Genomic DNA, 24,909 nt, shown 5'->3' with positions numbered 1-24,909 from the left:
CACCGGCCCGTCAGCCGACGACCCTGACGTAGTCGGCCGCCGACGACCCGTACAGGCCGCGGGCGCCCTCGAAGACGACCTTCCACGTACCGGACCAGTAGGCCGGGATCTTCGTGAAGAAGGTCCCGTCCGGGTTGGTCCCGATCGTGTCGACGTACTGCCACCGGCCGCCGCTCGCGGGGTGGAAGTACACCTTGATGTCCTGCCAGCCGACCTGACGCCAGCCGCTCCAGCGGTGGTCGTCACGGCAGCGGCCGTCGCCGACGACGTAGACGTCGCCGTTCCACCACCAGTTGCCGCGGCAGCTGGCGGCGGTGAGCCGGCCTTCGAGCGTCAGCTTGCGGCCCTTCCTGACCGGCTCGGGGCTCGCGTCGAACCCTTCGATCCGCGTCGCGCGGGGGCCGCGGTACGGCTTGTGGACCCTGACGTGGCGGACCTGGAAGGAGGACTCGGCCTTGACGACCTTGCCGTCGCGTCCGGTCGCCTCGACGTACACGACCCACTTGCCGTCGGGGTCGCGGCGGTCCAGGACGATGCTCCGGGTCCACGTCTTCCACTCCGCGCCACCGGCGGACGCCTTCGCGGCGCCGGCGCACGGGTTGCAGTCGGGCGCGCCGCCCTGCCCCGTCGGCCCGAAGCCGATCTTGACGTCCGCGGCGTTCACGGTCTGGACCGTGGCCGTGACCGTGACGTCGTCGGACCCGCGGATGACCACCGGGTCGGGGGTCACCTTGACGGATTCGATGCTGACCGGGGCGTCCGGCGCCGGGTCGGCCAGCGCCGGAGCCGCCACCGTGAGCACCGAGGCGCCCACGGCGGCCGCCACCAGAGCGGTGGCGATGCGTTTCATCATTCGGACTTTCCTCTCCCCGTGGAGAAAGGCATCCCAAGCGGGGGTGTGCCTACGTCATAGACGCTCTCAGGACGGGGAAAGTTGCCGGGGCCGGCCTCACTGATTATTACAAAATGGACACTCCGCCACACAGGTCATGGCATGACGCAAGTCGATTTGTCCTATTTTCTCGCTACATGTCGCTGTGAGGTGGTACTACGCGAGTAATGCGAGTTTCCTGGATATATAACGCGCCATGTCCCGTGTGCCCGTCTCACCTGGCGCACGAACCGGCCCTCCCCGTCGGCGCGGGCCTTGGCGACGCTGCGCCACTTCCTGCCGCCGTGCTTCCTGAACTGCACGACGACCCGTTGACCGGGGAAGGACCAGTAGTCGTACCTGCCCGCCGGGTCGACCCGCATGAGGGTGCCGGAGACGCGCACCCGCCACGCCCGCCCGCGCACCGGGGTCACCCGTACGCCGCTGAACATGGTGGCCTTACGGAACAGGAACGTCGAGGACGCCGTCGAGCGCGCTCCGCCGCCGTTCCTGACGGTCGCGACCACCCGCCACCGGCCCGCGGGGTACCAGCGGCTGAGCCCGACCGGCGGGTCGAACCGCCACAGCTCCCAGCCCGGCCCCGCGGCGCCGGCCACGGGCGCGCCCGTGCGGGCGGCCAGGGAGGGACGCGCCACCACCGGAGGGCGCGTGGCGCGCCTCCCACGCGCCGCGGACCGCTTCCCACGGGTCACCGAACCCGTCCCGCGGGCCGGGGAGCGCTTCGCGCGGGCCGTTGAGCGTTTCCCGCGGGCCGTTGAGCGTTTCCCGCGCGCCGGGGGGCGCTTCGCGGCGCCGCGGCGTGCGGGCTCGACGCGCAAGGTGACCCCGTTCCGGCCGGAGGCGCCGCGGGCCACCACCTCGACGACCAGGCGGACCACGCCCCGGGGCCGGGCCACCGGGCTCCTCGGGCGGATCCGCACCGACCGGATGGCCGGGCCTCCGGGCGCCCGCGCGGGCCCCGCCGCCAGGCCGCCCCGGGACGAGGGCGGGGGCGCCTCGGCGGTCGCCGCGGGGGCCTCCGCCAGGACGGCGAGCCCCACCAGCCCGGCCACCGAGGACGTGAGCAGACGTCTCATGGTCATGCGGTGGAGGCTAGGCACCGGCCGGTAAACCCCCGGAGCCCGACACGCGCCGCCTCGGGTAAAACACCGGCGCCGGCACAGCGCCGACACAGACCGACGCAGGCCTGGACATACCCGGACAGGGCCGCCGGTCAGCCCTCGTACATCGCGTCGATCACCTCGGCGTACCTGGCGTGGATGACGCGCCGCTTGAGCTTGAGGCTCGGGGTGAGCTCGAACGTCTCGGCGGTCCACTCGTCGGGCAGCAGGCGCCACTTCTTGACCTGCTGGACGCGGGCGAGCTTGCCGTTGGCGGCGGCGACGGCGGCCTCGACCTCCTTGAGCACGCCGGGGTGCGCGGCCAGCTCGGCGAGGGTGGTGAACTCGATGCCGTGCCCGCGCGCCCACACCGGGGCGACCTCGCCGTCCAGGGTGAGGATCGCCACGACGTAGGGCCTGCGGTCGCCGTGGACGAGGGCCTGGCCGATGAGCGGGTGCTCCTTGAGGTAGCTCTCGGTGTTGGCCGGGGAGATGTTCTCGCCGCCCGCGGTGATGATCAGCTCCTTCTTGCGGTCGAGGATGCTGACGAAGCCGTCCTCGTCGATCGAGCCGACGTCCCCGGTGTGCAGCCAGCCGTCCTCGTCGATCAGCTCGGCGGTGGCGTCGGGGCGGTGCAGGTAGCCCGGGGTGTTGGCCGGGCTGCGGGTGATGATCTCGCCGTCGGCGGCGATGCGGACCTCGACGCCGGGGCCGGGCCGCCCGACCGTGCCGAGCTTGAACTCGCCGTCGCTGTTGGCGGTGAACGCCCCGCTGGTCTCGGTCATGCCGTACACGTCGAGGACCTTCATGCCGAGGCCGGCGAAGAAGCGCTGCACCTCCAGCGGCATGGGCGCCGCCGCCGTGGCCAGCCAGCGGGCGTTCTCGAAGCCGATCATGGCGCGGATGATCGCGAGCAGGGCGGCGTCGGCGCGCTCGTAGGCCGCGGTGACCTCGGCGGAGGGCGTGCGGCCGTACTGCAGCCCCTCCACGTACGCGAGGCCGGCGGCCATGGCGGCGCGCACCTGGTCCTGCTGCTCCTGCGGCTGGGTGCCGAGCAGCGCCTGCAGGCGGGCCATCATCTTCTCCCAGACCCGCGGCACGCCGAAGAACAGCACGGGCTTGACCTGGCCGAGGACGGCGCCGAGCTGCGCCATGTCGGTGCAGAAGTAGGTGTGGGAGATCTTGAACAGCGGCAGGTACAGGCTGAGCACGCGCTCGGCGATGTGGGCGTAGGTCAGGTAGGAGATCTGCGCGCCGCGCTCGGGCAGCCGGGTCAGGCGGTCGGTGCCCACGACCTCGTAGAAGATTCCGGCGTGGGTGAGCGGCACGCCCTTGGGGTCGCCGGTGGTGCCCGAGGTGTAGAGCACGCTGAGCACGTCGCCCGCGGTGACGGCGGCGGCGCGGGCCTCCACGGCGGCGGGGTCGCGCGCCAGCTCCCGCTCGCCGAGGGCGAGGAAGTCGTCCCAGCTCATGAACCGCTCGCCCTCGGGGGCGCCGGACAGCACGATGACCTTGCGCGGCCCGCCGGGCCCCGCCAGGACCTGCCGCCAGCGGTCGAGATCCTCGGGGCCGCCGAGCACCGCGATCCCGGCGCCGACGTCCCCGGCGACGAAGGCGACCTGGTCGGGGGCGAAGGTCGAGTAGATCGAGCAGCCCACGCCGCCCGCGTGGACGGCGCCGAGGTCGGCCAGGACGTGCTCGCTGCGGTTGACCATCATCAGCGCGACGGCCTCGCCGGGGCCGAGGCCGAGCGCGGCGAAGCCGGCCGCGATCGCGAGCACGCGGTGGCGGGCCTCGGCGTAGGTCAGGGTGGTCCAGCCGCCGTCGGGCGCGGGGTCGGAGTAGGCTGGTGCGTCGGGGAAGCGCTCGGCCGTGAGCTTGAGCTGATCGCAGATGGTGCGGCCGGCGATCTCGGCCTCGATCTCGGAACGTTCCGCAATGACCCGGGGGTCGGCCATGTCGCGCCTCCTGGTGATCCCGCGTGCACAGGTGGCATGCATCGCACCACAGGCGTTCATGGCAGACAAGACCTCGTGGGTGACAAGGGACGCCCCTGTTCCCGGCGGCGCCGAGGGGTGCCCGGACGGCCACGAACCGTGATCATGTGGACGGACAGCGAGCGCCCATATTTGTACAGTGAGCACTTTTTCGGATATTCAGGACAGTCGGTCCATCTGGTCGGGGCGCGCTGACGCCCGTCCGGGAGCGATCACGCGGTCTCGGGGGGGATCGCGGCACACCTGAGCGAAACGGGGGCGTACCGGCATGTCCGTAGAGGCCGGCCAGCGCGCGCGAGAGAAAACGATCTTCGGTCATCCGCGCGGCATCGTCACGCTGTTCATGACCGAGATGTGGGAGCGCTTCAGCTTCTACGGGCTGCGCGCCATCCTGTTCTTCTTCCTGGCCGCCACGGTCTCCGGCGGCGGGCTCGGCCTGCCCAAGACCACCGCGACCGCGGTCGTCGGCGTCTACGGCGCGCTGGTCTACCTGCTGGCGCTGCCCGGCGGGTGGCTGGCCGACCGGGTGCTCGGCGCGCGCAAGGCGGTGCTCGCCGGCGGCTGCGTGATCATGCTCGGGCACATCTGCATGGCCGTCCCGATCGAGGGGGCCGCGCTGGTGTGGCTCGGCCTGGGGCTGATCGTGGCCGGCACCGGCCTGCTCAAGCCGAACATCTCGACCATGGTCGGCCGGCTGTACCCCGAGGGCGACAACGCGCGGCGCGACGCCGGGTTCTCCATCTTCTACCTGGGCATCAACCTCGGCGCCTTCGCCGCCCCCTACGTCGTCAGCAACCTGGCCAAGGACGGCAGGTGGCACCTCGGCTTCGGCGCCGCCGCCGTGGGCATGGCCGTCGGCCTGACCCAGTACGTCCTCGGCGCGCGGCACCTGCGCGGCGCCGGAGACGAGCCCGGCCATCGCCTCACGCCCGAGGAGGGCCGCCGCTTCGGCAGCCTGGCGGTCGCCGGGCTCGCGACCGTGGCGCTCGCCCTCGGCCTGTGGGCGCTGTCGGGCACGCTCACCGTCGACCGGTTCACGGTCGCGCTCACCGTGATCACGGTGCTGGTGCCGATCGCCTACTTCGCCTACATCCTGCTCGGCAGCCACAACATGACCTCCGGCGAGCGAACGAAGATGAAGGCGTACGTCTGGCTGTTCGCCGCCGCCGCCGTGTTCTGGATGATCTACGACCTGGCCCCCACCGTGCTCAACGACTTCGCGGCCGAGAAGACCGACCTGCGGCTCTTCGGGCACTCCATCACCGCCGCGACCACCCAGTCGTTCAACCCCCTGCTGATCCTGATCTTCGTGCCGGTGTTCGCGGCCCTGTGGGTGCGGCTCGGCTCCCGGGTCGGGGCCGCGCAGAAGTTCTCCGCCGGCCTGTTCCTGGTCGGCGCGAGCTTCCTGGTGATGGCCTACGCGGCCCACCTGGCCCAGGCGGGCAGGATCTCGGTGTGGTGGCTGTTCCTGGTGTACCTGATCCAGGTGTTCGGGGAGCTGTCGCTCAGCCCGGTGGGCCTGTCGGTGACCACCGAGCTGGCCCCGCGCGCGTTCCGCAGCCAGATGCTCGGGGTGTGGTTCCTGTCGTTCGCCGTCGGCGACGCGATCGGCGGCCAGACGGCGCGGCTGCTCGGGCACATGTCCCAGCCCGCCTACTTCGCCACGCTCGCCGTGATCGCCGTGGCCGCCGCCGCGGTGCTGCTGGGCTTCTCGCGGCGGCTGCGCGTGCTGATGGGCGAGGTGCCCGCCTAGGCCCGCCTCACAGCGTCGGCGTCAGCGGCGCGGCGGGACGGCCGTGGACGGCGCCGGGGCCGAGCGTGCGCGCCACGGCCAGGCGGCGGACGGCCTCGGTGAGCGCCGCCGGGGACATCGTGTAGGGCAGGCGCAGGTAGCGCTCCAGCGTGCCGTCCACGCCGAACCACGGGCCCGGGGCCAGCCGCACGCCGCAGGCGGCGGCCGCGTCGGCCAGCGGGGTGGCGACCGGGGCGTCCAGGCGCACCCACAGCGAGGCGCCGCCGCGGGGCAGGGTGAACCGCCACTCGGGGATCCGCTCGCGCAGCGACTCCACCAGCGCCGCACGCGAGGCGGTGATCGTGCTGCGGCGCTCGGCCCTGACCTCCTCGATCCGCGCGAGCAGGCGGGTCACCACGAGCTGCTCGAACAGCGGCGCGGCGAGGTCGACCGAGGCGCGCACCACGGCCAGGCGCCGGACCAGCGCGGCGGTCGCGCGGATCCAGCCGATGCGCAGGCCACCCCACATCAGCTTGGACGACGACCCGACGCTGATCACCCGGCCGTCGGTGTCGAAGGCGGCGAGCGGGGAGGTCGCGGGCGCCTCGTCGGTCGCCATCTCGGTCCAGCTCTCGTCCACGATGAGCGTCGTGTCGTGCCGGCGCGCCGCCTCGGTCAGGGCCGCGCGGGCGGCGTCGGGCATCAGCACCCCTGTCGGGTTCTGGAAGTCGGGGATGACATAGGCGAGCCGGGCGCCCGACTGGCGCAGGGCGGAGCGCACCAGGTCCATGGGCGGGCCGTTCTCCTGCACGCCGACGGGGACCAGCCGCGCGCCGCGGCCGCGCGCCGCGTCCAGCGCGTGCGGATAGGTGGGGGACTCGACGAGCACCGGGTCGCCCGGCCCGGCGAGCAGGGACATCAGCAGGTGGGTGCCGTGCTGGGCGCCGAGCGTGACGAGGATCTGGTCGGGCCGGGTGGGCAGGCCCCTGGCGACATAACGCCCGGCGATGGCCTCCCGCAGCGGCAGGATGCCCATCGGGTCGTAGCCGGTGCCGAGCCCGTAGCGGGGGTAGTCCTCGGCGGCGCCCGCCAGGGCCTCGGGGAGCAGGACCGTCGCGGGCGGCGCGGCGGAGTGCAGCGGGAGCAGGCCGTCGTCGCCGTCGGCGGACGTCCAGGGGTTCTCGGTGCCGAGCGCGCCGGGCGCGGGCAGCGCCGTCCAGCTTCCCGCGCCCTTGCGGCTCTCCAGGTAGCCCTGCTCGCGCAGCCGGTCGTAGGCGGCGGTGACCGTGGTGCGGCTGACGCCGAGGGCGTCGGCCAGGTGGCGCTCGGCGGGCATGCGCACCCGCGTGGGCAGGCGGCCGTCGAGCACGAGCGTGCGCACCGACCCGGCGAGGGCCCGGTAGTAGGGGCGTGTGCCGGCGGGGATCTCGATGAGCCTGGCGAGCTGCGGCCCGCTCAGATAGCGCTCCATAAGGCCACTTTCTCGGATTGGCCCTTTATGAGCAAGCCAATGAGCTCACACCATTACCAGCATTATGAGCGAACTCTCCCTCCCCTACCTGGGATCTCTCCCCCAGCGGCTCCTGCGCCTGTACGCCGGGCTCGCCCTCTACGGCGGCGGCGCCGCGCTGCAGGTCGAGTCGCACCTCGGCAACGGCCCCTGGGACGTGTTCCACCAGGGCCTGTCGGTGCGCACCGGGCTGTCCATCGGGACGTGGATCATCCTGGTGGGGCTGGCCGTGATGGTCTTCTGGATCCCGCTGCGGCAGCGGCCGGGCATCGGGACGGTCAGCAACATCGTCTTCCTCGGCCTGTTCGCCGATCTGACCCTCTGGCTGGCGCCCACCCCGGAGAACCTCGCGCTGCGCTGGGCCTACCTGCTGGCGGGCGTGGTCTTCGTCGCCGCGGCCACCGGCCTCTACATCGGCGCCGGGCTCGGCCCCGGCCCCCGCGACGGGCTGATGACCGGCCTGCACCGGCTCGGCCTGTCCATCCGCGCCGCGCGCACGCTCGTGGAGCTCACGGTCCTGGCCGCCGGATGGCTGCTCGGCGGCACGGTCGGCGTGGGCACCGTGGTCTTCGCGCTGACCATCGGCCCGCTGACCCAGTTCTTCATGCCCCGGATGCGCCCCCGCCCGCGCCCGGAGCCCGGGGAGGTCCCGCCGCAGGGATCGTGACCCACCCACCGCCACGGGGTACTAGCGTGACGGCATGCGGATCGAGGACTACGCCATCATCGGGGACATGCAGTCGGCCGCGCTCGTCGGGCGGGACGGCTCGGTCGACTGGCTCTGCCTGCCCCGGTTCGACTCCCCCGCCGTCTTCGCGTCCCTGCTCGGCGGCGAGCGCAACGGAAGCTGGTGGATCGGCCCGGCCGGCCCCGGCCGCCGCCTCAGCACCCGCCGCCGCTACCGCCCCGGCACGCTGATCCTCGAAACCGAGTGGGACACCCCCGAGGGCACCGTCCGCGTCACCGACTTCATGCCGCCCCGCCAGGCCAACCCCGACCTGGTGCGGGTCGTGGAATGCCTGGCCGGCACCGTCGAGATGGCCACGCAGATCCGCATCCGCTTCGACTACGGCCGCATCGTGCCCTGGGTGCGCCGCAGCGACGGCATCCTCCAGGCCATCGGCGGCCCCGACTCGGTCTGGCTGCACTCGCCGGTCCCGCTGCAGGGCGGCGACTACGCCCACCGCGCCACGTTCCGCATGCGGGCGGGCGACCGGCTGCCGTTCGTGTTCACCTGGCACCCCTCCCACTCCCCCAAGCCGCACGACATCGACCCGATCGCGGAACTGGCCGAGACCGAGGCCATCTGGACCGAATGGTCGGGGCAGTGGCAGCCGGACGGCGAGACGCGCTGGCACGACGCGGTGTCCCGCTCGCTGATCACCCTGAAGGCCCTCACGTTCGCCCCGACCGGCGGCATCGTGGCCGCCCCGACCACCTCGCTGCCCGAGGACCTCGGCGGCGTCCGCAACTGGGACTACCGCTACTGCTGGTTGCGCGACGCGACGATGACGCTCGACGCGCTGATCGGCGCCGGCTACGTCGAGGAGGCCCGCGACTGGCGGGAGTGGCTGCTGCGCGCCATCGCCGGCCGTCCCCAGGACCTGCAGATCATGTACGGCGTCGCGGGCGAGCGGCGCCTGCCGGAGATGGAGCTGTCCTGGCTGGACGGCTACGAGGACTCCCGGCCCGTGCGCATCGGCAACGCCGCCGTCGACCAGCTCCAGCTCGACGTCTACGGCGAGGTGATCAACTGCCTGTACGTCTCGCGGGCCTCCGGGCTGCCCGCCCTGTCGCGCACCTGGGCGATCCAGCGCTCGCTGATGGACTTCCTGGAGTCGCACTGGGACGAGCCCGACGAGGGCCTGTGGGAGGTCCGCGGGCCACGGCGCCACTTCGTCCACTCCAAGGTCATGGCGTGGGTCGCCGCCGACCGCTCGGTACGGCAGGTCGAGCGGTTCGGCCAGAACGGGCCCGCCGACCGGTGGCGCGCGCTGCGCGAGCGCATCCACGCCGAGGTCATGGCCAAGGGGTTCGACGCCGAGCGGAACACCTTCACCCAGTCCTACGGCTCGGAGGAGCTGGACGCGGCGCTGCTGCTGATCCCCCAGACGGGCTTCCTGCCGCCCCACGACCCCCGCGTGATCGGCACCGTCGAGGCCGTCGAGCGCGAGCTGATGTCGGACGGCTTCGTGCTGCGCTACCCCCTCGCCCAGCGCAACGCCGTCGACGGCATCTCCGGCGGCGAGGGCGCGTTCCTGGCCTGCAGCTTCTGGCTGGCCGAGGCGCGGGCCATGATCGGCAGGCGGGACGAGGCGATCGAGCTGTTCGAGCGGCTGCTGGCCCTGCGCAACGACGTCGGGCTCCTGGCGGAGGAGTACGACCCGCGCTACGGCCGGCTGGTCGGCAACTTCCCGCAGGCGTTCAGCCACGTCCCGCTGATCCACGCCGCCCACACCCTCTCCCAGCCCGAGGGCGCCCCGCACCGCACCGCCGGCCTCATGGGCTAGCGGCCCCGGGCCAGGTCGGCGAGCATGCGGGCGAACTCGGGCGGCGGGGCCACGACCAGGCGCCGCTGGCCGTCCTGGACCACCAGGTCGGCCTGGATCCTGGTCAGCCTGCCGTCCTTCCACCAGTAGACGTGCGGGCTGAGGCCGTCGTCGCGGGAGCGGTACTCGCGGCGGGCGTGCAGCCACAGCCGCTCGATGGCGCGCATCACCGACAGCCCGCCGATCGGGTGGACGATCATCTCGCCGGGGCGCGGCATCGCGACCATGACGCCGTCGGACGACACGAGCAGGTAGTCCTCGATGCGGCGCAGGTGCACCGCGGCGCCGGAGTCCGAGCCGGACATGATCCAGGCGGGCGTGCCGTCCAGGTCGACGCGCTCGGAGGTGAGCCGCTCGTCGGCCAGCACGTTGGCCGCCGCCAGGTCCAGGGCCTCGGCGGGGGTGACGGGCCAGCAGAACGCCTCCTCCGGGCGCACCGGCCTGCCGTAGACGGTGAGGATCTCGACCAGGTCGGAGCCGAGATGGCGGCCGATCAGCCGGGAGGGGTCCTCCCGGGGGTCGTCGGCGAGCACGACGCGGGTGCGCAGCAGCGGGCGCACGCGGGCGAGGTCGCACACGTCGGGCAGGTGGTCGCCCCGTTCGACCGCGCGGGTCAGATGGCCGGCGGCCAGCGTCGGCCAGTCCTCGCGGGGACGGCGCGCGACCTCACGGCGCAGGCCCGTCAGGGGGACGGCGACCCGCCGGGGGCCGGACAGCACGAGCGTGGCGCCGTCGGGGGTGAACTCCCAGGAGTACCCCAGATCGTCGGCGACCAGCGCGAGCAGCGAGTCGAGGTCGACGTCCTCGATCGCGCGCCGCGCGCCGGCCCGCCGGTCGCGGCGCCGCCTGAACAAGCCCACACGAGGCTCCCAACTACCGCTGTCTTTCCCCGGACCGTCGCCTACATTGCCGTGGCAGGGTCGCGGAACAGGCAAGCCAAAGAGCACGATTCCGTATCAATAACCGCGTCCGCCCCCATCCAGGCGGTGAACTGTGGTGAGCCGTGCCCGACCGGCAGTCCCGCGATCATGGGGACGCCCAGCGGGGCCAGCCGCTCGATCAGCACCGCCATCGGGTCGCCGCAGTCCACCCAGGAGCCGAGGGCGATGCCCGCCACGCCGTCCAGGCAGCCCGCCTGGAGGAGCTGGGTGAGCATGCGGTCGACGCGGTAGGGCTCCTCGCCGACGTCCTCCAGCAGGACCAGGCGCCCGCGCCCGCGCAGGGCGTACGGCGTACCGCACAGGGCGGCGAGCAGCGCCAGGTTGCCGCCGGTCAGCGGGCCCTCGGCGCGGCCGGGCACGATGACCCGGTCCCCGGTGATCGGGCCGGGCGCCTCGGTCTCGAACAGCGAGGCGCGCAGGTGGGCGAGCGAGGCCGGGTCCGGCCCCTCGGGGTCGCCGAGCGTCTGGCAGGCCGGCATCGGCCCGAAGCAGCTCGCGACGCCGAGGCGGACGGCGAACGCCTGGTGCAGGGCGGTGATGTCGCTGGACCCGAGCAGGATCTTCGGGCGGGCCGCCTCCATGGCGTGCCAGTCGAACAGCTCCAGCAGCCGGGTGGCGCCGTACCCGCCGCGGGCGCACACCACCGCGCGGTAGGCGGGGTCGCACCAGGCCTCCTGCAGGTCGGCCGCCCGCCCGGCGTCCGATCCCGCCAGGTAGCCGCGCCGGTGCATGACCCTCGGCATGACCTCGACCTCGAGGCCCGTCTCGGCGAGCACCTGGCGGCCCCGCGCGAGGCCGACCGGGTCGACGGGGCCGGACGGGGCGACGATCGCCACCCGGTCGCCCGGCCGCAGGCGCGAGGGCACCCACAGGCGCCGGCCGTTCACCGGACGCCGCCCGGGACTCGCGGGGCTTCGGAGACCGCGGAGACTCTGGAGACTTCGGAGACAGGCCGCGGCGCCGGGAGGACGCCCGCGCCATCAATGGCGGCGATGCCCCGCGAATCGGGTGAAACTTCCGCCATGGTGAGTACTCTTACCCAGGTGACGCCATGCACCACCGAGAGGCGGGGCGTAGCCGGTTCGTTCACCTCGCAAAGGGTGTCAGACTGTCCTCACTTATGCGACCCCCGCCCCACATTCTCGTGGTCAACGGCATCAAGGTCCGTCGACCGGTGTTCGTGCTCGGCGCCCCGCAGTCCGGCGCGGACCTCCTCGCCCGTGCGCTGAAACGCTCCCCGGGTTTCCACGTCACCATCGGCCGGGCCGCGGTCGCCCACGTGGTGTACGCCTTCGCGCGGCGGCCCTCGATCATGCGCAGGAAGGGCGGCGGCGCGGTGCGGGTGCTGCGCGACGCGCTCGCCGAGGCCTGGCAGATCGTCCCCGGGGCCTGCGCCGACTGCCCGGTGGTGTGCCGGGAGGCCGGCGCCGTGAGCGGCGGCGGCCCGTGCGCGTCCCCCGGCGCCGTCGTCCGGTTCGGCGACGCCAACCCCGACCTGCTCTACAGCGCGCCGATCCTGCTCCAGGCGTTCCCCGACGCCCGGCTGGTGCAGGTGATCCGCGACGGCAGGGACGTCGCCGCCGACATGCTGGCCGACCGGTCGTCCATGACGTGGGCCAGGCCCGGCCTGCTCAGCGACGAGACCGAGTTCCCCAACCCGTTCCTCGGGGTCAACGCGGGCGAGCACCGCGACAAGTGGTCGCGCATGGACCCGGCGGGCAAGTGCGCCCTGCGCTGGCGCAGCGCCGTGCGCCTGAGCGCCGCGCTGCGCCAGGAGATGCCGCGCGAGCAGCTCCTGACGATCCGCTACGAGGACATGGCCGCTTCGCCGAACGAGACGATCGCCTCGGTCTCGGCGTTCCTGGAGGCCCGGGTCGCCACGGTCGGCCTGTACGGCGCGTCCGCTCCCCGGGTCGGGGTGTGGCGCTCCGGGCTGCGCCCCGAGCAGGCCGCGCTGGTGGAGAAGATCGCCAAGGACGAGCTGGGGCGGCTCGGCTACCTGTGAGGCGGCCGGGGGGCCGCGCGCCTCACCGCTGGTGCTCGAACTGGGTGCGGTACAGCTCGGCGTAGGCGCCGCCCCGGGCGAGCAGGTCGTCGTGCCGGCCGCGCTCGGCGATCCGGCCGTCCTGGACGACCAGGATCATGTCGGCCTCGCGGATCGTGGACAGGCGGTGCGCGATCACCAGGGACGTCCGGCCGGACAGCGCGGTCTTCAGGGCCCGCTGCACCGCCGCCTCCGACTCCGAGTCCAGGTGCGCGGTCGCCTCGTCGAGCACGACCACCCGCGGGGCCTTGAGCAGGAGCCGGGCCAGCGCCACCCGCTGCTTCTCGCCGCCGGACAGCCGGTAGCCGCGGTCGCCGACCACGGTGTCCAGGCCCTCGGGCAGCGCCTCGACCAGGTCGGCGATCTGGGCGGCCCGCAGCGCCTCCCAGATCTCCTCGTCGCTCGCGTCCGGCCGCGCGTACCGCAGGTTGGCGCCCATGGTGTCGTGGAACAGGTGGGCGTCCTGCGTCACGACGCCGATGGTGTCGCGCAGGGAGGCCAGCGTCGCGTCGCGCACGTCCACGCCGTTGATCCGCACCGTGCCGCCGGTGACGTCGTACAGCCGGGAGACCAGCGAGGTGATCGTGGTCTTGCCCGCGCCGGAGTGGCCGACCAGCGCGACCAGCCGCCCGGGGCCGGCGGTGAAGTCGACCCCCTTCAGGACCTCCTGGCCGGGCCCGGTGTCGGGGCGGGCCACCGACTCCAGCGAGGCCAGGGAGACCTCCTCGGCCGAGGGGTACTGGAAGCTCACGTCGTCGAACTCGATCGTGACCGGCCCGCCCGGCAGGGGCCTGGCGTCCGGGCGCTCGGCCACCATGGGCTTCAGGTCCAGCACCTCGAAGACCCGGTCGAAGCTGACCAGCGCGGTCATCACGTCCACGTGCACGTTGGACAGGCTGGTCAGCGGCCCGTACAGGCGCATGAGCATGGCGGCCAGCGCGACCAGCGTGCCGATGGCGAAGGCGCCGTCGACGACCAGCACGCCGCCCACGCCGTACACCAGGGCGGTGGCCAGCGCGGCGACCAGGCCGAGCGCGACGCGGAAGACCGTGCCGTACATGCCGACGGTGATGCCGACGTCGCGCACCCGCCCGGCGCGCTCGCCGAAGTGGCGCGCCTCGTCGTCGGGGCGGCCGTAGAGCTTGGCGACCATGGCGCCGGCCACGTTGAAGCGCTCGGTCATCACCGAGCTCATCTCGGCGTCGAGCTGCATCTGCTCACGCGTGAGGCCGGACATGCGCCGGCCGACCCAGCGGGCGGGCAGGATGAAGATCGGCAGCAGCACCAGCGCGACCAGCGTCACCTGCCACGACAGCAGCAGCATCGCGCCGAGCACCATGATCAGGCTCACCACGTTGGACACCACGGCCGACAGGGTGCTGGTCAGCGCGCGCTGCGCGCCGATGACGTCGCTGTTCAGCCGGGAGACCAGCGCGCCGGTCTGGGCGCGCATGAAGAAGGCGACCGGCATGCGCTGCACGTGGTCGAAGACCTCGGTGCGCAGGTCGTAGATCAGCCCCTCGCCGATGCGCGAGGAGAACCACCGCTGCGCGAGCCCGAACCCCGCGTCCACCACGGCCAGGCCCGCGATCACGAGGGACAGGTTGATCACGACGTCGGTGCGGCGCGGGAGGATGCCGTGGTCGATGATCGCCTTCAGCAGCAGGGGGTTGGCGATCACGATGGCCGCGTCCAGGACGACCAGCGCGAGGAACGCGGCGATGTGCCATCGGTAGGGCCTGGCGTAGCGGGCGATGCGCGGGACGGTGCCCGGGGTCAGCCGCTCCTTGGTCACGGAGCTGTCCCGCCGCAGGGACCGCATCACCTGGGGGCCGTATCCGCCGCCCATTCCCCCGCCCAGCATCGACATCGTCGCCCTTCGCCGAATCTTCTCCCCGTGTCTTATGAGCCCGGGATGCCCGTCATCTTCTTCGGGCGCAGCGCGCCGGCCGGACGCGGCATTCCCCGATCAGCTCAGGGCGAACGATCACCCCGCGGACGGCGCCCGGCCGCCGGGGTCGTTCTCCGGGTGGTCCCGCACGTTTCGCATGCTCTTCGTGCGCTCGTCATTGCCCGCGGCGCCGTGAGCACCGAACATGGTCTGGATGCGCATCACCTGCTCCGCGCGCTCCGCCGCGCTCTGGTCCTCCAGCGAGCGCCCCTGCGCGCCGCGCAGCAGCCGCTTGGTCGCCGCCGCGGCCGCCCTGTCGGTCGTCAGGAGGGCGGACGCGAGCCTCGCGGTGGCCGCCTCCAGCTCGGCCACGGGAACCACCTGCTCGGCGAGCCCGATCCTCAGCGCCTCTCCGGCCTCCACCACGCGGGCCGTCAGGCAGATCTCCAGGGCCTTGGACACGCCGACGAGCTCGACCAGCGGCTTGGTGCCGGTCAGGTCCGGGACGAGCCCGAGCGCGGGCTCCTTCATGCAGAATTTGGCGTCTTCCCCGAGTATCCGCAGGTCGCAGGACAGGGCCAGTTGGAATCCGGCCCCGATCGCGTACCCCTGAACCACCGCGATCGACACGATGTCCGGACGTCTCAGCCACAGGAACCCCTGCTGGGCCTGCCTGATCCGCTCGCCGGACACATCGGCGTCGAGCGCGGCCACGGACGCGAACGAGCCCTGCCCCGGTACGCCCTCCGGAGTGAACATTCGCAGGTCTATGCCCGCTGAGAAGGACGGCCCCTCGCCTCTGACCACGACGACGCGCACCTGCCCGGGCAACGTGTTGCCGATCCGGGCCAGGGCCGACCAGGTAGCGAACGTCTGTGCGTTCCGCTTGTCCGGCCGGTCCAGCGTGATCGTCGCGATCTCGCCGTCCACCTCGAAGCGCATGCCGATCTCCGCGAGCTCCTCGCTGCCGAGGGCCCTGTCAGCCTCGCCGCGCACCCCCGCGGAACGCGTCCGCGTTCCTCTCGTGCCCGGTCCGGCGCCCTCGTCCGCCGAGATCTTCGCCGCACTCCCCCCAACCGTCGCTTCCGGCATCGCTCGCTCCGTTCGTGCAGTCGCGGTCCCGGCACGCCCGAGTCTCCAGAATGAGATTCTATCGGTGTGTCGGGAACGGCCGCCGGCCGAACCTCCGAGCGGTGCGGTCGCGCGTTCGAGGCGGCCGCGTCTAGCGCTTCGACTTACCCCGGGTCGCCCCGCCGCGCCCGCGCAGAGTCACGCCCGACTCGCTGAGGATGCGGTGGATGAACCCGTACGACCTGCCGGTGGAAGCGGCCAGCGCGCGGATGCTCTCACCCGCGGCGTAGCGCTTCTTGAGATCGGCGGCCAGTTTTTCACGGTCGGCTCCGGTCACCCGGGTGCCCTTCTTCAGAGTCTCGGCCACGAGTACCTCCTGTAGTGCCAGACTTCCGCAGCGTTACTCACGCCATGATCAGTCATTTCTGCCGGATCGGCTACCTACTCCACGGGAAAAGATCCGTACCCGCTCAAATTAAGATCAGGCAAGTGCCACAAGATCGGAAAATTCATCGCTCCACGCGTCTTCCACTCCGTCCGGTAGCAAGATCACCCTATCTGGTTGCAGGGCCTCCACGGCGCCCTCATCATGCGTAACGAGGACAATTGCCCCAGAATAGGACCTCAACGCCGAAAGTACTTGGTCGCGGCTGACCGGGTCCAGGTTGTTCGTGGGTTCGTCCAGCAGCAGGACGTTGGCGCTGGACAGCACCAGCGTGGCCAGGGCCAGGCGGGTCTTCTCCCCTCCGGAGAGCACGGAGGCGGGCTTGTCGGCGTCCTCGCCGCTGAACAGGAACGAGCCGAGCACCTTGCGCAGGGCCACGTCCGGCACGTCGGGGCCCGCCGAGCGCATGTTCTCCAGCACGCTGCGCCCGCCGTCCAGGGTCTCGTGCTCCTGGGCGTAGTAGCCCAGCTTGAGGCCGTGGCCGGGGCGGACCTCGCCGCTGTCGGGCTTCTCCAGGCCGCCGAGCATGCGCAGCAGGGTGGTCTTGCCCGCGCCGTTGAGGCCGAGCACCACGACCCTGCTGCCCCGGTCGACGGCGGCGTCCACGTCGGTGAAGACCTCCAGCGAGCCGTAGGACTTCGACAGGCCCGTCGCCGTCAGCGGGGTGCGCCCGCAGGGGGCGGGGTCGGGGAAGCGGAGCTTGGCCACCTTGTCGCTGCGGCGCTCCTCCTCCACACCCGAGAGCAGGCGCCGGGCCCGCCGCTCCATGTCCTGCGCGGCCCTGGCCTTGGTGGCCTTGGCGCGCATGCGGTCGGCCTGCGCGAGGAGCTGCGAGGCCTGGCGTTCGGCGTTGGCGCGCTCGCGCTTCCTGCGGCGCTCGTCGGTCTCGCGCTGGGCGAGATAGGCGGTCCAGCCGACGTTGTAGGTGTCGACGACGCCGCGGTTGGCGTCGAGGTGCAGGACGCGGTTGACCGTCGCTTCAAGTAGCCCGACATCGTGGCTAATAATGATCAAGCCGCCCTGGTGGGATCGTAAAAAATCACGAAGCCACCCGATTGAGTCTGCATCGAGGTGGTTTGTCGGCTCGTCAAGCAGGAGAGTCTCCGCTCCGCTGAACAGGATGCGGGCCAGCTCGACCCGGCGGCGCTGGCCGCCGGACAGCGTCTCCAGGGGCTGCTTGAGCACCCGGTCGGGCAGCCCGAGGCTGGAGGCGATCGAGGCGGCCTCGGCCTCGGCGGCGTACCCGCCGAGCACGTGCAGCCGGTCCTCCAGGCGGCCGTACGCGCGCACCGCGCGGTCGCGGACGCGATCGTCGGCCGAGGCCATGCCGCCCTCGGCCTCGCGCAGCTCGCGCAGCACCTCGTCCAGGCCGCGGGCCGACAGGATGCGGTCGGAGGCGAGCACGTGCAGGTCGCCGGTGCGCGGGTCCTGGGGAAGGTAGCCGACGCTTCCGCTGGTGGTCACCGTGCCCGCGGCGGGCAGGCCCTCCCCGGCGAGCACCTTGCACAGCGTGGTCTTGCCCGCGCCGTTGCGGCCGACCAGGCCGATGCGGTCGCCCGGGTTGACGCGGAAGGACGCCCCTTCGATGAGCAGGCGGGAACCGGCGCGCAGTTCGATGTCGGAGGCGATGATCATGATGAGGGAACACTCCCAGAACGGGGGAACTTTCGGGCGAGGAACGTGCTGTCGGAAGGTGACGGGGGGCGCGGGACGGCCGCGCGGGACGGCCCGCCTCCGTGAGTGCGCCGATCAATCGGGAGTGCGCATACGCCTAGTGTACGGCCAGCGTCCCCGCGAGAGCCCGTACCGGCCGCGCCACGAGGGCGAACCCCGCCCCAGGCGGTTCGCGCGCCACGTCACCCCGTCCCCGCGGCGGCCGGCGCGCGCGGCGGGGACCGGCGACCTCCGGACGGGCGTCCTCGCAGGTCAGAACCATCGCGACGTACAGTTGTCTGAGAGGCGCCACGGGTTCGCGGCGCGGGCGGGCGCCCTCGCCGACCCGGCCGGCGCCGGGCCGGAGGTCGCTCCGGCGGGCCCGGCCGGGGACACGGGCGCCGGGAGCGTTCGCAGGGGAGGCACTCGTGGGCATCGGGCACACACGCTCGCCGTCACGCCACGCAGGCGGACATCCCAGGCCGGGCGCGGACGGCCACGCCGGCGGGATCCCGCGGAGCCTCGCCCACCACATGGGACCGGCGGCCGCCCTCGCCGCGGTGGCCGCGCTGGCGGGCCGGGCGGCCCGCAGGCGGCCGCTCCGGCGGGTCGCCGCCGTCACCGCCGCCCTGACCTCCATCAATGAAGGGCACGCCCGGCGCCTGGCGCCGGACGGCGACGACCCCGCCGAGATCGCCGGCCTCCTGGAGGCGCTCGGCGTCACGCTGGACCACCTCGAACGCGAACGCGGCTTCGCCGGCGACGTCGCCCACGAGCTGCGCCGCCCCATCACGGCGCTGCGGACGGAGCTGGAGGACGCGATCTCCCACCCGGACGAGACCGACGTCCCCACGCTGGCGGCCCGCCTGCTGCCGTGCGCCGACCGCCTGGAGGCCATGGTGGCCGACCTGCTGCTGCTGGCCCGGACGCGGGTGCGGCGCGCCGGGCACCGGGAGCGGTTCGACCTCGGCGAGCGCGTCCACCGGGAGCTGAAGGACCGGGCCGACCACTGCCAGGTCTCCCTGGACATCGCCTCGCACGTGACCGTGGAGGCCGTGCCCGCCGAGATCTCCCGCGTGCTCGCCAACCTGCTGGACAACGCTCAGCGCTACGCCAGGGGGAACGTGGGCGTCGAGGTCGGCCGGCGCGGCGCCGTCGCGGTGCTCGCGGTGTCCGACGACGGCGTCGGCGTCCCCGAGCCCGACCGGCAGCGGATCTTCGAGCGCTTCACCCGGCTCGGCGCCTACCCCGAGCGCGACGGCGCGGGCAGCGGTCTCGGCCTGGCGATCGTGGACGAGATCGCCCGGGCCCACGAGGGCGGCGTCCACGTGGAGGACTCCCCGAGCGGCGGGGCGTGCTTCGTGTTCATGATCCCGCTGGCGGCCTGAGGGTCAGCCCTCGCCCGGATCAAGGACGCGGACGCGCACCGCGCGGAACATCCCGGGAGCCTCACGCAGCACGGCCAGGCGGGGGTCGGGCACGTCGAGGAACGGGCCGCCCGCCAGCGCGAAGACCCCGGCGAGCCTCGCGTCCCCGCGCACGGCCTCCACCGCGCGCCGGTCCCCGCCCAGCACGACCGCCTCCATGCCGGGCACGTGGGGGCCGAGCACCCGCAGCGCGACCTCGGCCGCCGCCCGCGCGGCCTCGCCGGCCTGCTTCTCCCTGCGCCGGGCGAACCGCTGCTGCGACCATCCCCCGGCCGCGCTGCGCCCGTGGACCTGCCGGGCACCCACTTTGGAGACCACCAGGCGCTCGCCCTCGAAGACGCCGGCCGCGTGCCCGCCCAGGCGCACCAGCAGGACTCCGACGCGCCGCGGCCGGACCGCGTGCGCCACCAGGGCCTCCAGCGGGTCCTGCTCCGGGGAGTCCGGGGAGCCCGGAGAAAAGGTCAGCGGCGGGAAGGGGACGTGGCACTCGGCCACCGCGCCGTCCGCGGCGTGCAGCACGACCACATCGCGCTCCGCGCCCGCGACGACGGCCTCGGCGGGGCCGTGCCGCTCGGCGAACCCGCGCGCCCAGCCGGCCATGCGCTCCGGCGCGACCGGAACCCAGCGCCCTCCGCCGGCCGCGGGACGTGACGCCACGATGCCCCCTCCCGGCCCCGGGCGCGCGCCGCGCCGACGGCACACCCTATCGCGCGACGGCGGGCCCGGGCCCGCGGCGGACGCCGCACGACCACGGGCCGTTACCCGGTTCCGCACTTCCTGTAAAGACGTACTTTCCTTCCAACGCTCAACGAAAAGTGGGTGAATTCGCCCTTGTGACTGGTAGATCCCGCTGAAACCGCAGGACAATCGCGATGTGACGGTCCACAGTCCGACCTCCTCGGCCGCTTCACCCCTGGCGGCCCCCTCCGAGGCCCGCTCCGCCCACCCGGCTCCGGGCGGTCTCCCGATGTTCCGGCCGATCGTCGACCTCGACACCGGCGGGGTCATCGCCGTCGAGGCCGCCGCGGGCGGCACGCCCGCGGGCTACTCGCGCGACATCACCCCCGCCGTCGCCGCCGCCTACGCCGCCGGGCGTGAGGAGGCGCGGCTGCCGCTCGTGCTCACCGTCCCCTCCGGCGCGGTGATCGACGGCTCGGCCGCCCTCGCGCCCCTCCACGAGGCGATGCGCGCCACCCGGCGGCGCCCGCGCGAGGTGATCCTCGTCGTCTCCGGCGACTTCCCGCCCGAGCACCGGCGCGGCCTGCTGGTGGGCATCGAGGGCCTGCGCACGATCGGCTACCTGGTGGCCATCGGCGGCCTCGGCGCCTCCCACATGCCCCTGGACCTGGTCGCGGACGCCTCGCCGTACGCGGCCGTGCTCTCCCCCGAGCTGGTCGACCGCATCCCCGGCGACCCGCGGCGGGGCACGCTCGCCCGCGCCGTCGCCCAGATGGCCAGGGGCATGGGCATCCACGTGCTCGCGCCCCTGGTGCGGGAGGAGGCCCAGCTCACCATGCTGCGCCGCTGGGGCATCCGGCTGGCCCATGGCCCGCTGCTGGCCCCGATCGACTGGCGTCCCTCGCACGGCCGCGTGCACGTCCCGCTGCCGGTGCCCGCCGAGCCCGAGCCGTCCACGATCGACCTCGGCCCGCGCGTGCAGGAGTTCCTCATGCCCGCGGTGACGTTCGGCACGCAGGTCACGGCCGAGGAGGTGGCCGACGCGCTCGCCGCGGGACCCTCGATCACCAGCGTGATCCTGGTGGACGAGTACCAGCGTCCGCGGGCGAGCGTGGAGCGTGGCCGCTTCCTGCTGTCGATCGCGGGCCCGTACGGGCACGCGCTGCACGCCAAGAAGCCCGCGCACCGCCTGGCCGACCCGCCGCGCATCGTCCCCAAGACCACGCCCGCCATCGCGGCGATGCAGGTCGCGGGCAAGGACTCCGCCCGCGTGTACGACGACCTGGTGGTGGTGGACGAGGTGGGCCGGTGCATGGGCATCGTCCATGTCGGCGACCTCATCCGCCATGTCGCCGACCTGCGCCCCGCCGCCCCGTAGCGGGACCGCGGGATAAATCCGACCCTGAGCCGCGCGCATCACCGGACAGGATGATCCCTATAAGGGCGATCCACCGTAGGATCTGCGGCATGGAGACAGGTGCATGACGGAACGCGGCGACGTTCCCATGGGTGTCGACCCCTCCGTCCCGAGCGTGGCCCGGATGTACGACTACTACCTGGGCGGCAAGGACAACTTCGAGTCCGACCGTGCGGCGGCGGAGCAGGTGATCTCCCTGGTGCCGGGCATCCGCGAGATGGCCCGTGCCAACCGCGCCTTCCTCGGCCGGGCCGTGCGGTTGCTGGCCGAGCTCGGGATCAGGCAGTTCCTCGACATCGGCACCGGCCTGCCCACCGGGCAGAACGTGCACGAGGTCGCCAGGGACGCCGCGCCCGGCTCCCGCGTGGTCTACGTGGACAACGATCCCATCGTGCTCGCGCACGCCCGGGCGCTCCTGGCCGACAACCCCGACACGATCGTGGTGCCCGGCGACCTGACCGAGCCGGAGGGGATCCTCGGCGATCCGGCCGTCCGCGGGCATCTGGACCTGTCCCGGCCGGTCGCGGTGCTGATGGTGTCGATCCTGCACTTCGTACCGGACGACGCCCTGGCGGGCGGGATCGTCGCGCGGTTCCGCGCGGAGATGGCGCCCGGGAGCTACCTGGTCCTGTCGCACGGCTACCGCCGCGACATCGGCGACCCGGCCGACCGGCAGGTGCGCGCGCTCTACGCCAGGACCGCCGGCGGCGCGGCCAAGCCGCGGTCGCACGCGGACATCGCCGCCTACTTCGCGGGCATGGATCTGCTCCGCCCCGGGCTCGTGCCGGTGGCCGCCTGGCGGCCGGAGGTGGAGTGGGAGGCCGAGTACGACCTGTCGAAGCCCGCGATCCTCGGCGGCGTGGCCCGTCTCCCGTGATCGGGGCCGTCGCCCGGCCCGGCGCCTTTACAGCGTAGATTCGCTCGCGGGCGGGCTCAGAGCCAGCCCTGGGCCTCGGCGCGCTGCACGGCCTCGATCCGGTTGCGCGCGTGCGTCTTCTGGATCGCCGCCGACAGGTAGTTGCGGACCGTGCCCTCCGACAGGTGCAGGCGCCGGGAGATGTCCATGATCGTGGAGCCGTCGGAGGCGGCTCTCAGCACGTCGCGTTCCCGTCCCGACAGCGGGTTCGGCCCGGCGCTGAGCGCCGCCGCGGCCAGCCCCGGGTCGATGACCCGCTCGCCGCGCAGCACCCTGCGGATCGCGGCGGCCAGCTCCTTGGCCGGGCTGTCCTTGACCAGGAACGCCGAGGCGCCCGCCTCCATGGCCCTGCGCAGGTAGCCCGGCCTGCCGAACGTCGTCAGGATCATGACGCGGCAGCCGGGCGCCTGGCCGAGGATCCGGGCGGCCGCCGCGATGCCGTCCAGCACGGGCATCTCGATGTCCAGCAGCGCGATGTCGGGGCGGGCCGCCACGGCGACGGCCACGGCCTCCTCGCCGGTGGCGGCCTCCCCCACCACCTCGATGTCCGGCTCCAGCCCGAGCAGGGACGCGAGCGCGCCCCGGACCATCGCCTGGTCCTCGGCGAGGATCACCCTGATCATCGCGGTCTCCTCGGAGAAGGGCCTCGCGTGCGCAGGGGCCGGGGGGAGGGTCTAGGTGCGCGAGTCTACGGGCGCGGGCACGACGACCCGCAGCCGGAAGCCTCCGGCGGGCGCCACACCGGCGTCCAGGGAGCCGCCGCGGGCGCGGACCCGCTCGGCCAGGCCGGTGAGCCCGGTGCCGGGCGTGTACGCCGCGCCCGTGCGGCCGTCGTCGCGGACCTCCAGGACGGCGTCCCCGTCCCGCAGGGTGACGGAGATCTCGCACCTGCGCGCCCGCGCGTGCCGCACGACGTTGGTCACGCCCTCCCGCACGGCCCACCCGAGCAGGCCGTCGAGGTCGTCCGGCAAGGGAGTGCCGGCGGTGCGGACGGTGACCGCGACGCCGGCGGCGTCCAGCGCGGCGCGGGCGCCGTCGAGCTCCTCGGCCAGGCCGCGCCGGCGATAGCCGTTGACGGCCTCGCGCACCTCGCGCAGCGCCGTGCGCGCCACCTGCTCGATGTCGCGGATCTCCGCCGCGGTGCGCGGCGAGCCCTGCTCGGCGAGCCGCCCGGCCAGCTCGCTCTTCAGCACGATCAGCGACAGGGTGTGCCCGAGCAGGTCGTGCAGGTCCCTGGCGATGCGCAGCCGCTCCTCCCCCGCCGCCAGCCGGGCGACCTCGCCCTGGGCGCGGTGCAGCCGGACCAGCAGGCTCCGGGTGTTGCGCACGCTCATGAACAGCACCGACAGCGTGGTCATCTGCAGCAGCAGGAGCCCGATCGTGGCGGCGTCCGCGCCCTTCACCAGCCCCTCGGCCGTCACGACCACCGCCATGCCGGCGACGCCGGCGACGGCCCGCCGCAGCGGCAGCGCCATGCTGAGCAGGACCGTGACGTAGATCGGCAGCGCCAGCCAGCCGCCGCCGAAGATCAGCGGCAGCGTCACCGCCATGAGCACGGTCGACGCGAGCAGCGCCGGGGTCCACCGGCCCGGCTCGCCGTAGTCGGCGGGGCTGAGCACGGTGGCGACGTACGACGCCGTGAAGGCCGCCAGCGCGACCACCGCCCACGCCGCCTTGGCCCCGGTGATCTCGCCCGAGGTGACGTCGGTGATCGGGTAGAACAGGTAGACCAGGCCCAGCGAGGTGCCGAGCAGTCGCCTCCAGCGGGACGGCCGGTCCGTCCCGCCGAAGTTGAGCGTCCTGCCGATGCGGTCGCCGAGGCTCATGACGGTCAGCCCCGCGCCGTCGCCCTGCGGTAGGCCAGGACCGCCAGGGCGCACAGCGCCGCGCTCCAGGCCAGGATGCCGCCCACGGCCCTGGCGTGCGGCGCGCCGCCGGCGACGATCTGCCGGCCGATGTCGGCGTAGTCGTAGGACGGCAGCGCGCGGGCGACCGCGCCGAGGGCGTCCGGCAGCATGTCGACGGGGAACCACAGGCCACCGAGCAGGGCGAGGCCGAACATCCCCGCGATCGCCAGCGGCTGGGCGGTGTCCGGCCTGGCCAGCGAGCCGATGATCAGGCCGAGCGCGGCGAACGGGACCGTCCCCGCCCACATGACCGCGATCAGCGCGGCCCATCGCCCGGCGGGCAGCGTCACGTGCTGGGTCAGCACGGCCGCGGCCACGACGAGCACCAGGGCGGGCAGCACCAGCAGCAGCGAGGACACCAGCTTGGTGGCGATGACGGTACGGCCGCGCAGCGGGGTGACCTGGAGCTGGCGCAGCCACCCGGCCTGCCGTTCCTGCGACCACGGCACGGCGGTGGACATGATCGACGCGGCGAGCGCGCCGTAGGCGGCCATCGAGACCATGAGCAGGACACTGGTCCGCAGGCCGGACGCCTCGTCCACCTCGCCGCCCCACAGGTTCGCGTAGAGCAGGTAGAGGCCGACGGGGAACGCCACGACGAAGATGGCGTAGCGCTTGTTGCGCAGCATGCGGAGCGCTTCGAGCCTGACGTAGCGCGGGAACGGGTTCGGGGCGCGCCCGGTCACGGCGGCGGGGGCGGGGCCGGCCGGGATCGGGTTCGGCATGGTGTTCGGCATGG

The 24,909-nt window shown here is 73.4% G+C and carries 21 protein-coding genes; 7 read left to right on the top strand and 14 right to left on the bottom strand.

All coding sequences use genetic code 11. The features are described from left to right. Nucleotides 1-10 precede the first annotated feature (10 nt). The 3 genes from BJ981_RS33935 to BJ981_RS33925 form a co-directional block, all read right to left on the bottom strand. Nucleotides 11-853, bottom strand: coding sequence for a hypothetical protein (locus BJ981_RS33935; protein ID WP_184617431.1), 843 nt, complete (start codon nt 851-853; stop codon nt 11-13). A 161-nt stretch (nt 854-1,014) separates the two neighbouring features. Continuing rightward, entirely contained in the window at nt 1,015-1,974 is a 960-nt protein-coding gene (locus BJ981_RS33930; RefSeq protein ID WP_184617430.1) for a hypothetical protein, read from the bottom strand. Between the two features lie 131 nt (nt 1,975-2,105). Continuing rightward, nucleotides 2,106-3,950 (bottom strand): AMP-dependent synthetase/ligase, encoded by a 1,845-nt coding sequence (locus tag BJ981_RS33925; protein WP_184617429.1) that lies wholly within the window; start codon nt 3,948-3,950, stop codon nt 2,106-2,108. Between the two features lie 307 nt (nt 3,951-4,257). Between BJ981_RS33925 and BJ981_RS33920 the strand changes: the two genes are divergently transcribed. Next, on the top strand, nt 4,258-5,742 hold the full coding sequence (locus BJ981_RS33920) for a peptide MFS transporter (RefSeq protein WP_184617428.1): 1,485 nt from the start codon (nt 4,258-4,260) through the stop codon (nt 5,740-5,742). A 7-nt stretch (nt 5,743-5,749) separates the two neighbouring features. Here the strand turns inward: BJ981_RS33920 and yczR are convergent, their stop codons facing one another. Then, nucleotides 5,750-7,192: a MocR-like transcription factor YczR gene (gene yczR, locus BJ981_RS33915; RefSeq protein WP_184617427.1), complete on the bottom strand. Its 1,443-nt coding sequence runs from the start codon at nt 7,190-7,192 to the stop codon at nt 5,750-5,752. Between the two features lie 64 nt (nt 7,193-7,256). Here yczR and yczE point away from each other — a divergent pair, with 64 nt between their 5' ends. Further along, the gene (gene yczE / locus BJ981_RS33910) at nt 7,257-7,898 is read left to right on the top strand and encodes a membrane protein YczE (RefSeq protein ID WP_184617426.1); all 642 of its coding nucleotides are present in this window, start codon (nt 7,257-7,259) and stop codon (nt 7,896-7,898) included. Nucleotides 7,899-7,932: 34 nt separating this feature from the next. Next, nucleotides 7,933-9,741: a glycoside hydrolase family 15 protein gene (locus tag BJ981_RS33905; RefSeq protein WP_184617425.1), complete on the top strand. Its 1,809-nt coding sequence runs from the start codon at nt 7,933-7,935 to the stop codon at nt 9,739-9,741. On the opposite strand, the gene BJ981_RS33900 is transcribed toward BJ981_RS33905, so the two are convergent. After that, the gene (locus BJ981_RS33900; RefSeq protein ID WP_184617424.1) at nt 9,738-10,640 is read right to left on the bottom strand and encodes a hypothetical protein; all 903 of its coding nucleotides are present in this window, start codon (nt 10,638-10,640) and stop codon (nt 9,738-9,740) included. The genes BJ981_RS33905 and BJ981_RS33900 overlap by 4 nt on opposite strands. Before the next feature lie 41 nt (nt 10,641-10,681). Then, a complete protein-coding gene (locus tag BJ981_RS33895; RefSeq protein WP_239139651.1) occupies nt 10,682-11,608 on the bottom strand; it encodes a S66 peptidase family protein in 927 nt (308 codons plus the stop codon). A gap of 233 nt (nt 11,609-11,841) precedes the next feature. Between BJ981_RS33895 and BJ981_RS33890 the strand changes: the two genes are divergently transcribed. After that, the gene (locus BJ981_RS33890; protein WP_184617423.1) at nt 11,842-12,726 is read left to right on the top strand and encodes a sulfotransferase family protein; all 885 of its coding nucleotides are present in this window, start codon (nt 11,842-11,844) and stop codon (nt 12,724-12,726) included. Nucleotides 12,727-12,748: 22 nt separating this feature from the next. Here BJ981_RS33890 and BJ981_RS33885 read toward each other — a convergent pair whose 3' ends face one another. From BJ981_RS33885 to BJ981_RS33870, 4 genes are all read right to left on the bottom strand, one after another. After that, nucleotides 12,749-14,635 (bottom strand): ABC transporter ATP-binding protein, encoded by a 1,887-nt coding sequence (locus BJ981_RS33885; RefSeq protein ID WP_184617422.1) that lies wholly within the window; start codon nt 14,633-14,635, stop codon nt 12,749-12,751. A 117-nt stretch (nt 14,636-14,752) separates the two neighbouring features. Then, nucleotides 14,753-15,598, bottom strand: coding sequence for an enoyl-CoA hydratase/isomerase family protein (locus BJ981_RS33880; protein ID WP_239139660.1), 846 nt, complete (start codon nt 15,596-15,598; stop codon nt 14,753-14,755). A 280-nt stretch (nt 15,599-15,878) separates the two neighbouring features. Beyond that, a complete protein-coding gene (locus BJ981_RS33875; protein WP_093173121.1) occupies nt 15,879-16,094 on the bottom strand; it encodes a helix-turn-helix domain-containing protein in 216 nt (71 codons plus the stop codon). A 114-nt stretch (nt 16,095-16,208) separates the two neighbouring features. Next, nucleotides 16,209-17,807, bottom strand: a complete 1,599-nt coding sequence (locus tag BJ981_RS33870; RefSeq protein WP_184617420.1) for an ABC-F family ATP-binding cassette domain-containing protein — start codon at nt 17,805-17,807, stop codon at nt 16,209-16,211. Nucleotides 17,808-18,358: 551 nt separating this feature from the next. On the opposite strand from BJ981_RS33870, the gene BJ981_RS33865 reads away from it, so the two are divergent. Further along, nucleotides 18,359-19,213 carry a sensor histidine kinase gene (locus BJ981_RS33865; RefSeq protein ID WP_184617419.1) on the top strand — a complete coding sequence of 285 codons (855 nt, stop codon included), beginning with the start codon at nt 18,359-18,361 and terminating at the stop codon, nt 19,211-19,213. A gap of 3 nt (nt 19,214-19,216) precedes the next feature. On the opposite strand, the gene BJ981_RS33860 is transcribed toward BJ981_RS33865, so the two are convergent. Further along, nucleotides 19,217-19,909 carry an acVLRF1 family peptidyl-tRNA hydrolase gene (locus tag BJ981_RS33860; RefSeq protein ID WP_204070636.1) on the bottom strand — a complete coding sequence of 231 codons (693 nt, stop codon included), beginning with the start codon at nt 19,907-19,909 and terminating at the stop codon, nt 19,217-19,219. Nucleotides 19,910-20,126: 217 nt separating this feature from the next. Between BJ981_RS33860 and BJ981_RS33855 the strand changes: the two genes are divergently transcribed. Beyond that, nucleotides 20,127-21,308 (top strand): EAL domain-containing protein, encoded by a 1,182-nt coding sequence (locus BJ981_RS33855; RefSeq protein WP_239139650.1) that lies wholly within the window; start codon nt 20,127-20,129, stop codon nt 21,306-21,308. Between the two features lie 103 nt (nt 21,309-21,411). Next, entirely contained in the window at nt 21,412-22,224 is an 813-nt protein-coding gene (locus BJ981_RS33850) for an SAM-dependent methyltransferase (protein WP_184617418.1), read from the top strand. Nucleotides 22,225-22,280: 56 nt separating this feature from the next. On the opposite strand, the gene BJ981_RS33845 is transcribed toward BJ981_RS33850, so the two are convergent. Genes BJ981_RS33845 through BJ981_RS33835 form a run of 3 tightly spaced genes read right to left on the bottom strand, consistent with a single transcriptional unit; the run spans nt 22,281 to nt 24,907 of the window. Further along, nucleotides 22,281-22,886: a response regulator transcription factor gene (locus BJ981_RS33845; protein WP_184617417.1), complete on the bottom strand. Its 606-nt coding sequence runs from the start codon at nt 22,884-22,886 to the stop codon at nt 22,281-22,283. A 51-nt stretch (nt 22,887-22,937) separates the two neighbouring features. Continuing rightward, entirely contained in the window at nt 22,938-24,089 is a 1,152-nt protein-coding gene (locus tag BJ981_RS33840) for a sensor histidine kinase (protein WP_184617416.1), read from the bottom strand. Nucleotides 24,090-24,094: 5 nt separating this feature from the next. Beyond that, nucleotides 24,095-24,907 (bottom strand): ABC transporter permease, encoded by an 813-nt coding sequence (locus BJ981_RS33835; RefSeq protein WP_184617415.1) that lies wholly within the window; start codon nt 24,905-24,907, stop codon nt 24,095-24,097. Between the last annotated feature and the right edge of the window lie 2 nt (nt 24,908-24,909).

Origin of the sequence: Sphaerisporangium krabiense, assembly GCF_014200435.1 — a bacterium.
Taxonomy (GTDB): domain Bacteria; phylum Actinomycetota; class Actinomycetes; order Streptosporangiales; family Streptosporangiaceae; genus Sphaerisporangium; species Sphaerisporangium krabiense.
The sequence above is the reverse complement of the archived record's forward strand: the minus strand, read 5'-3'. Positions and strand labels throughout refer to the sequence as shown.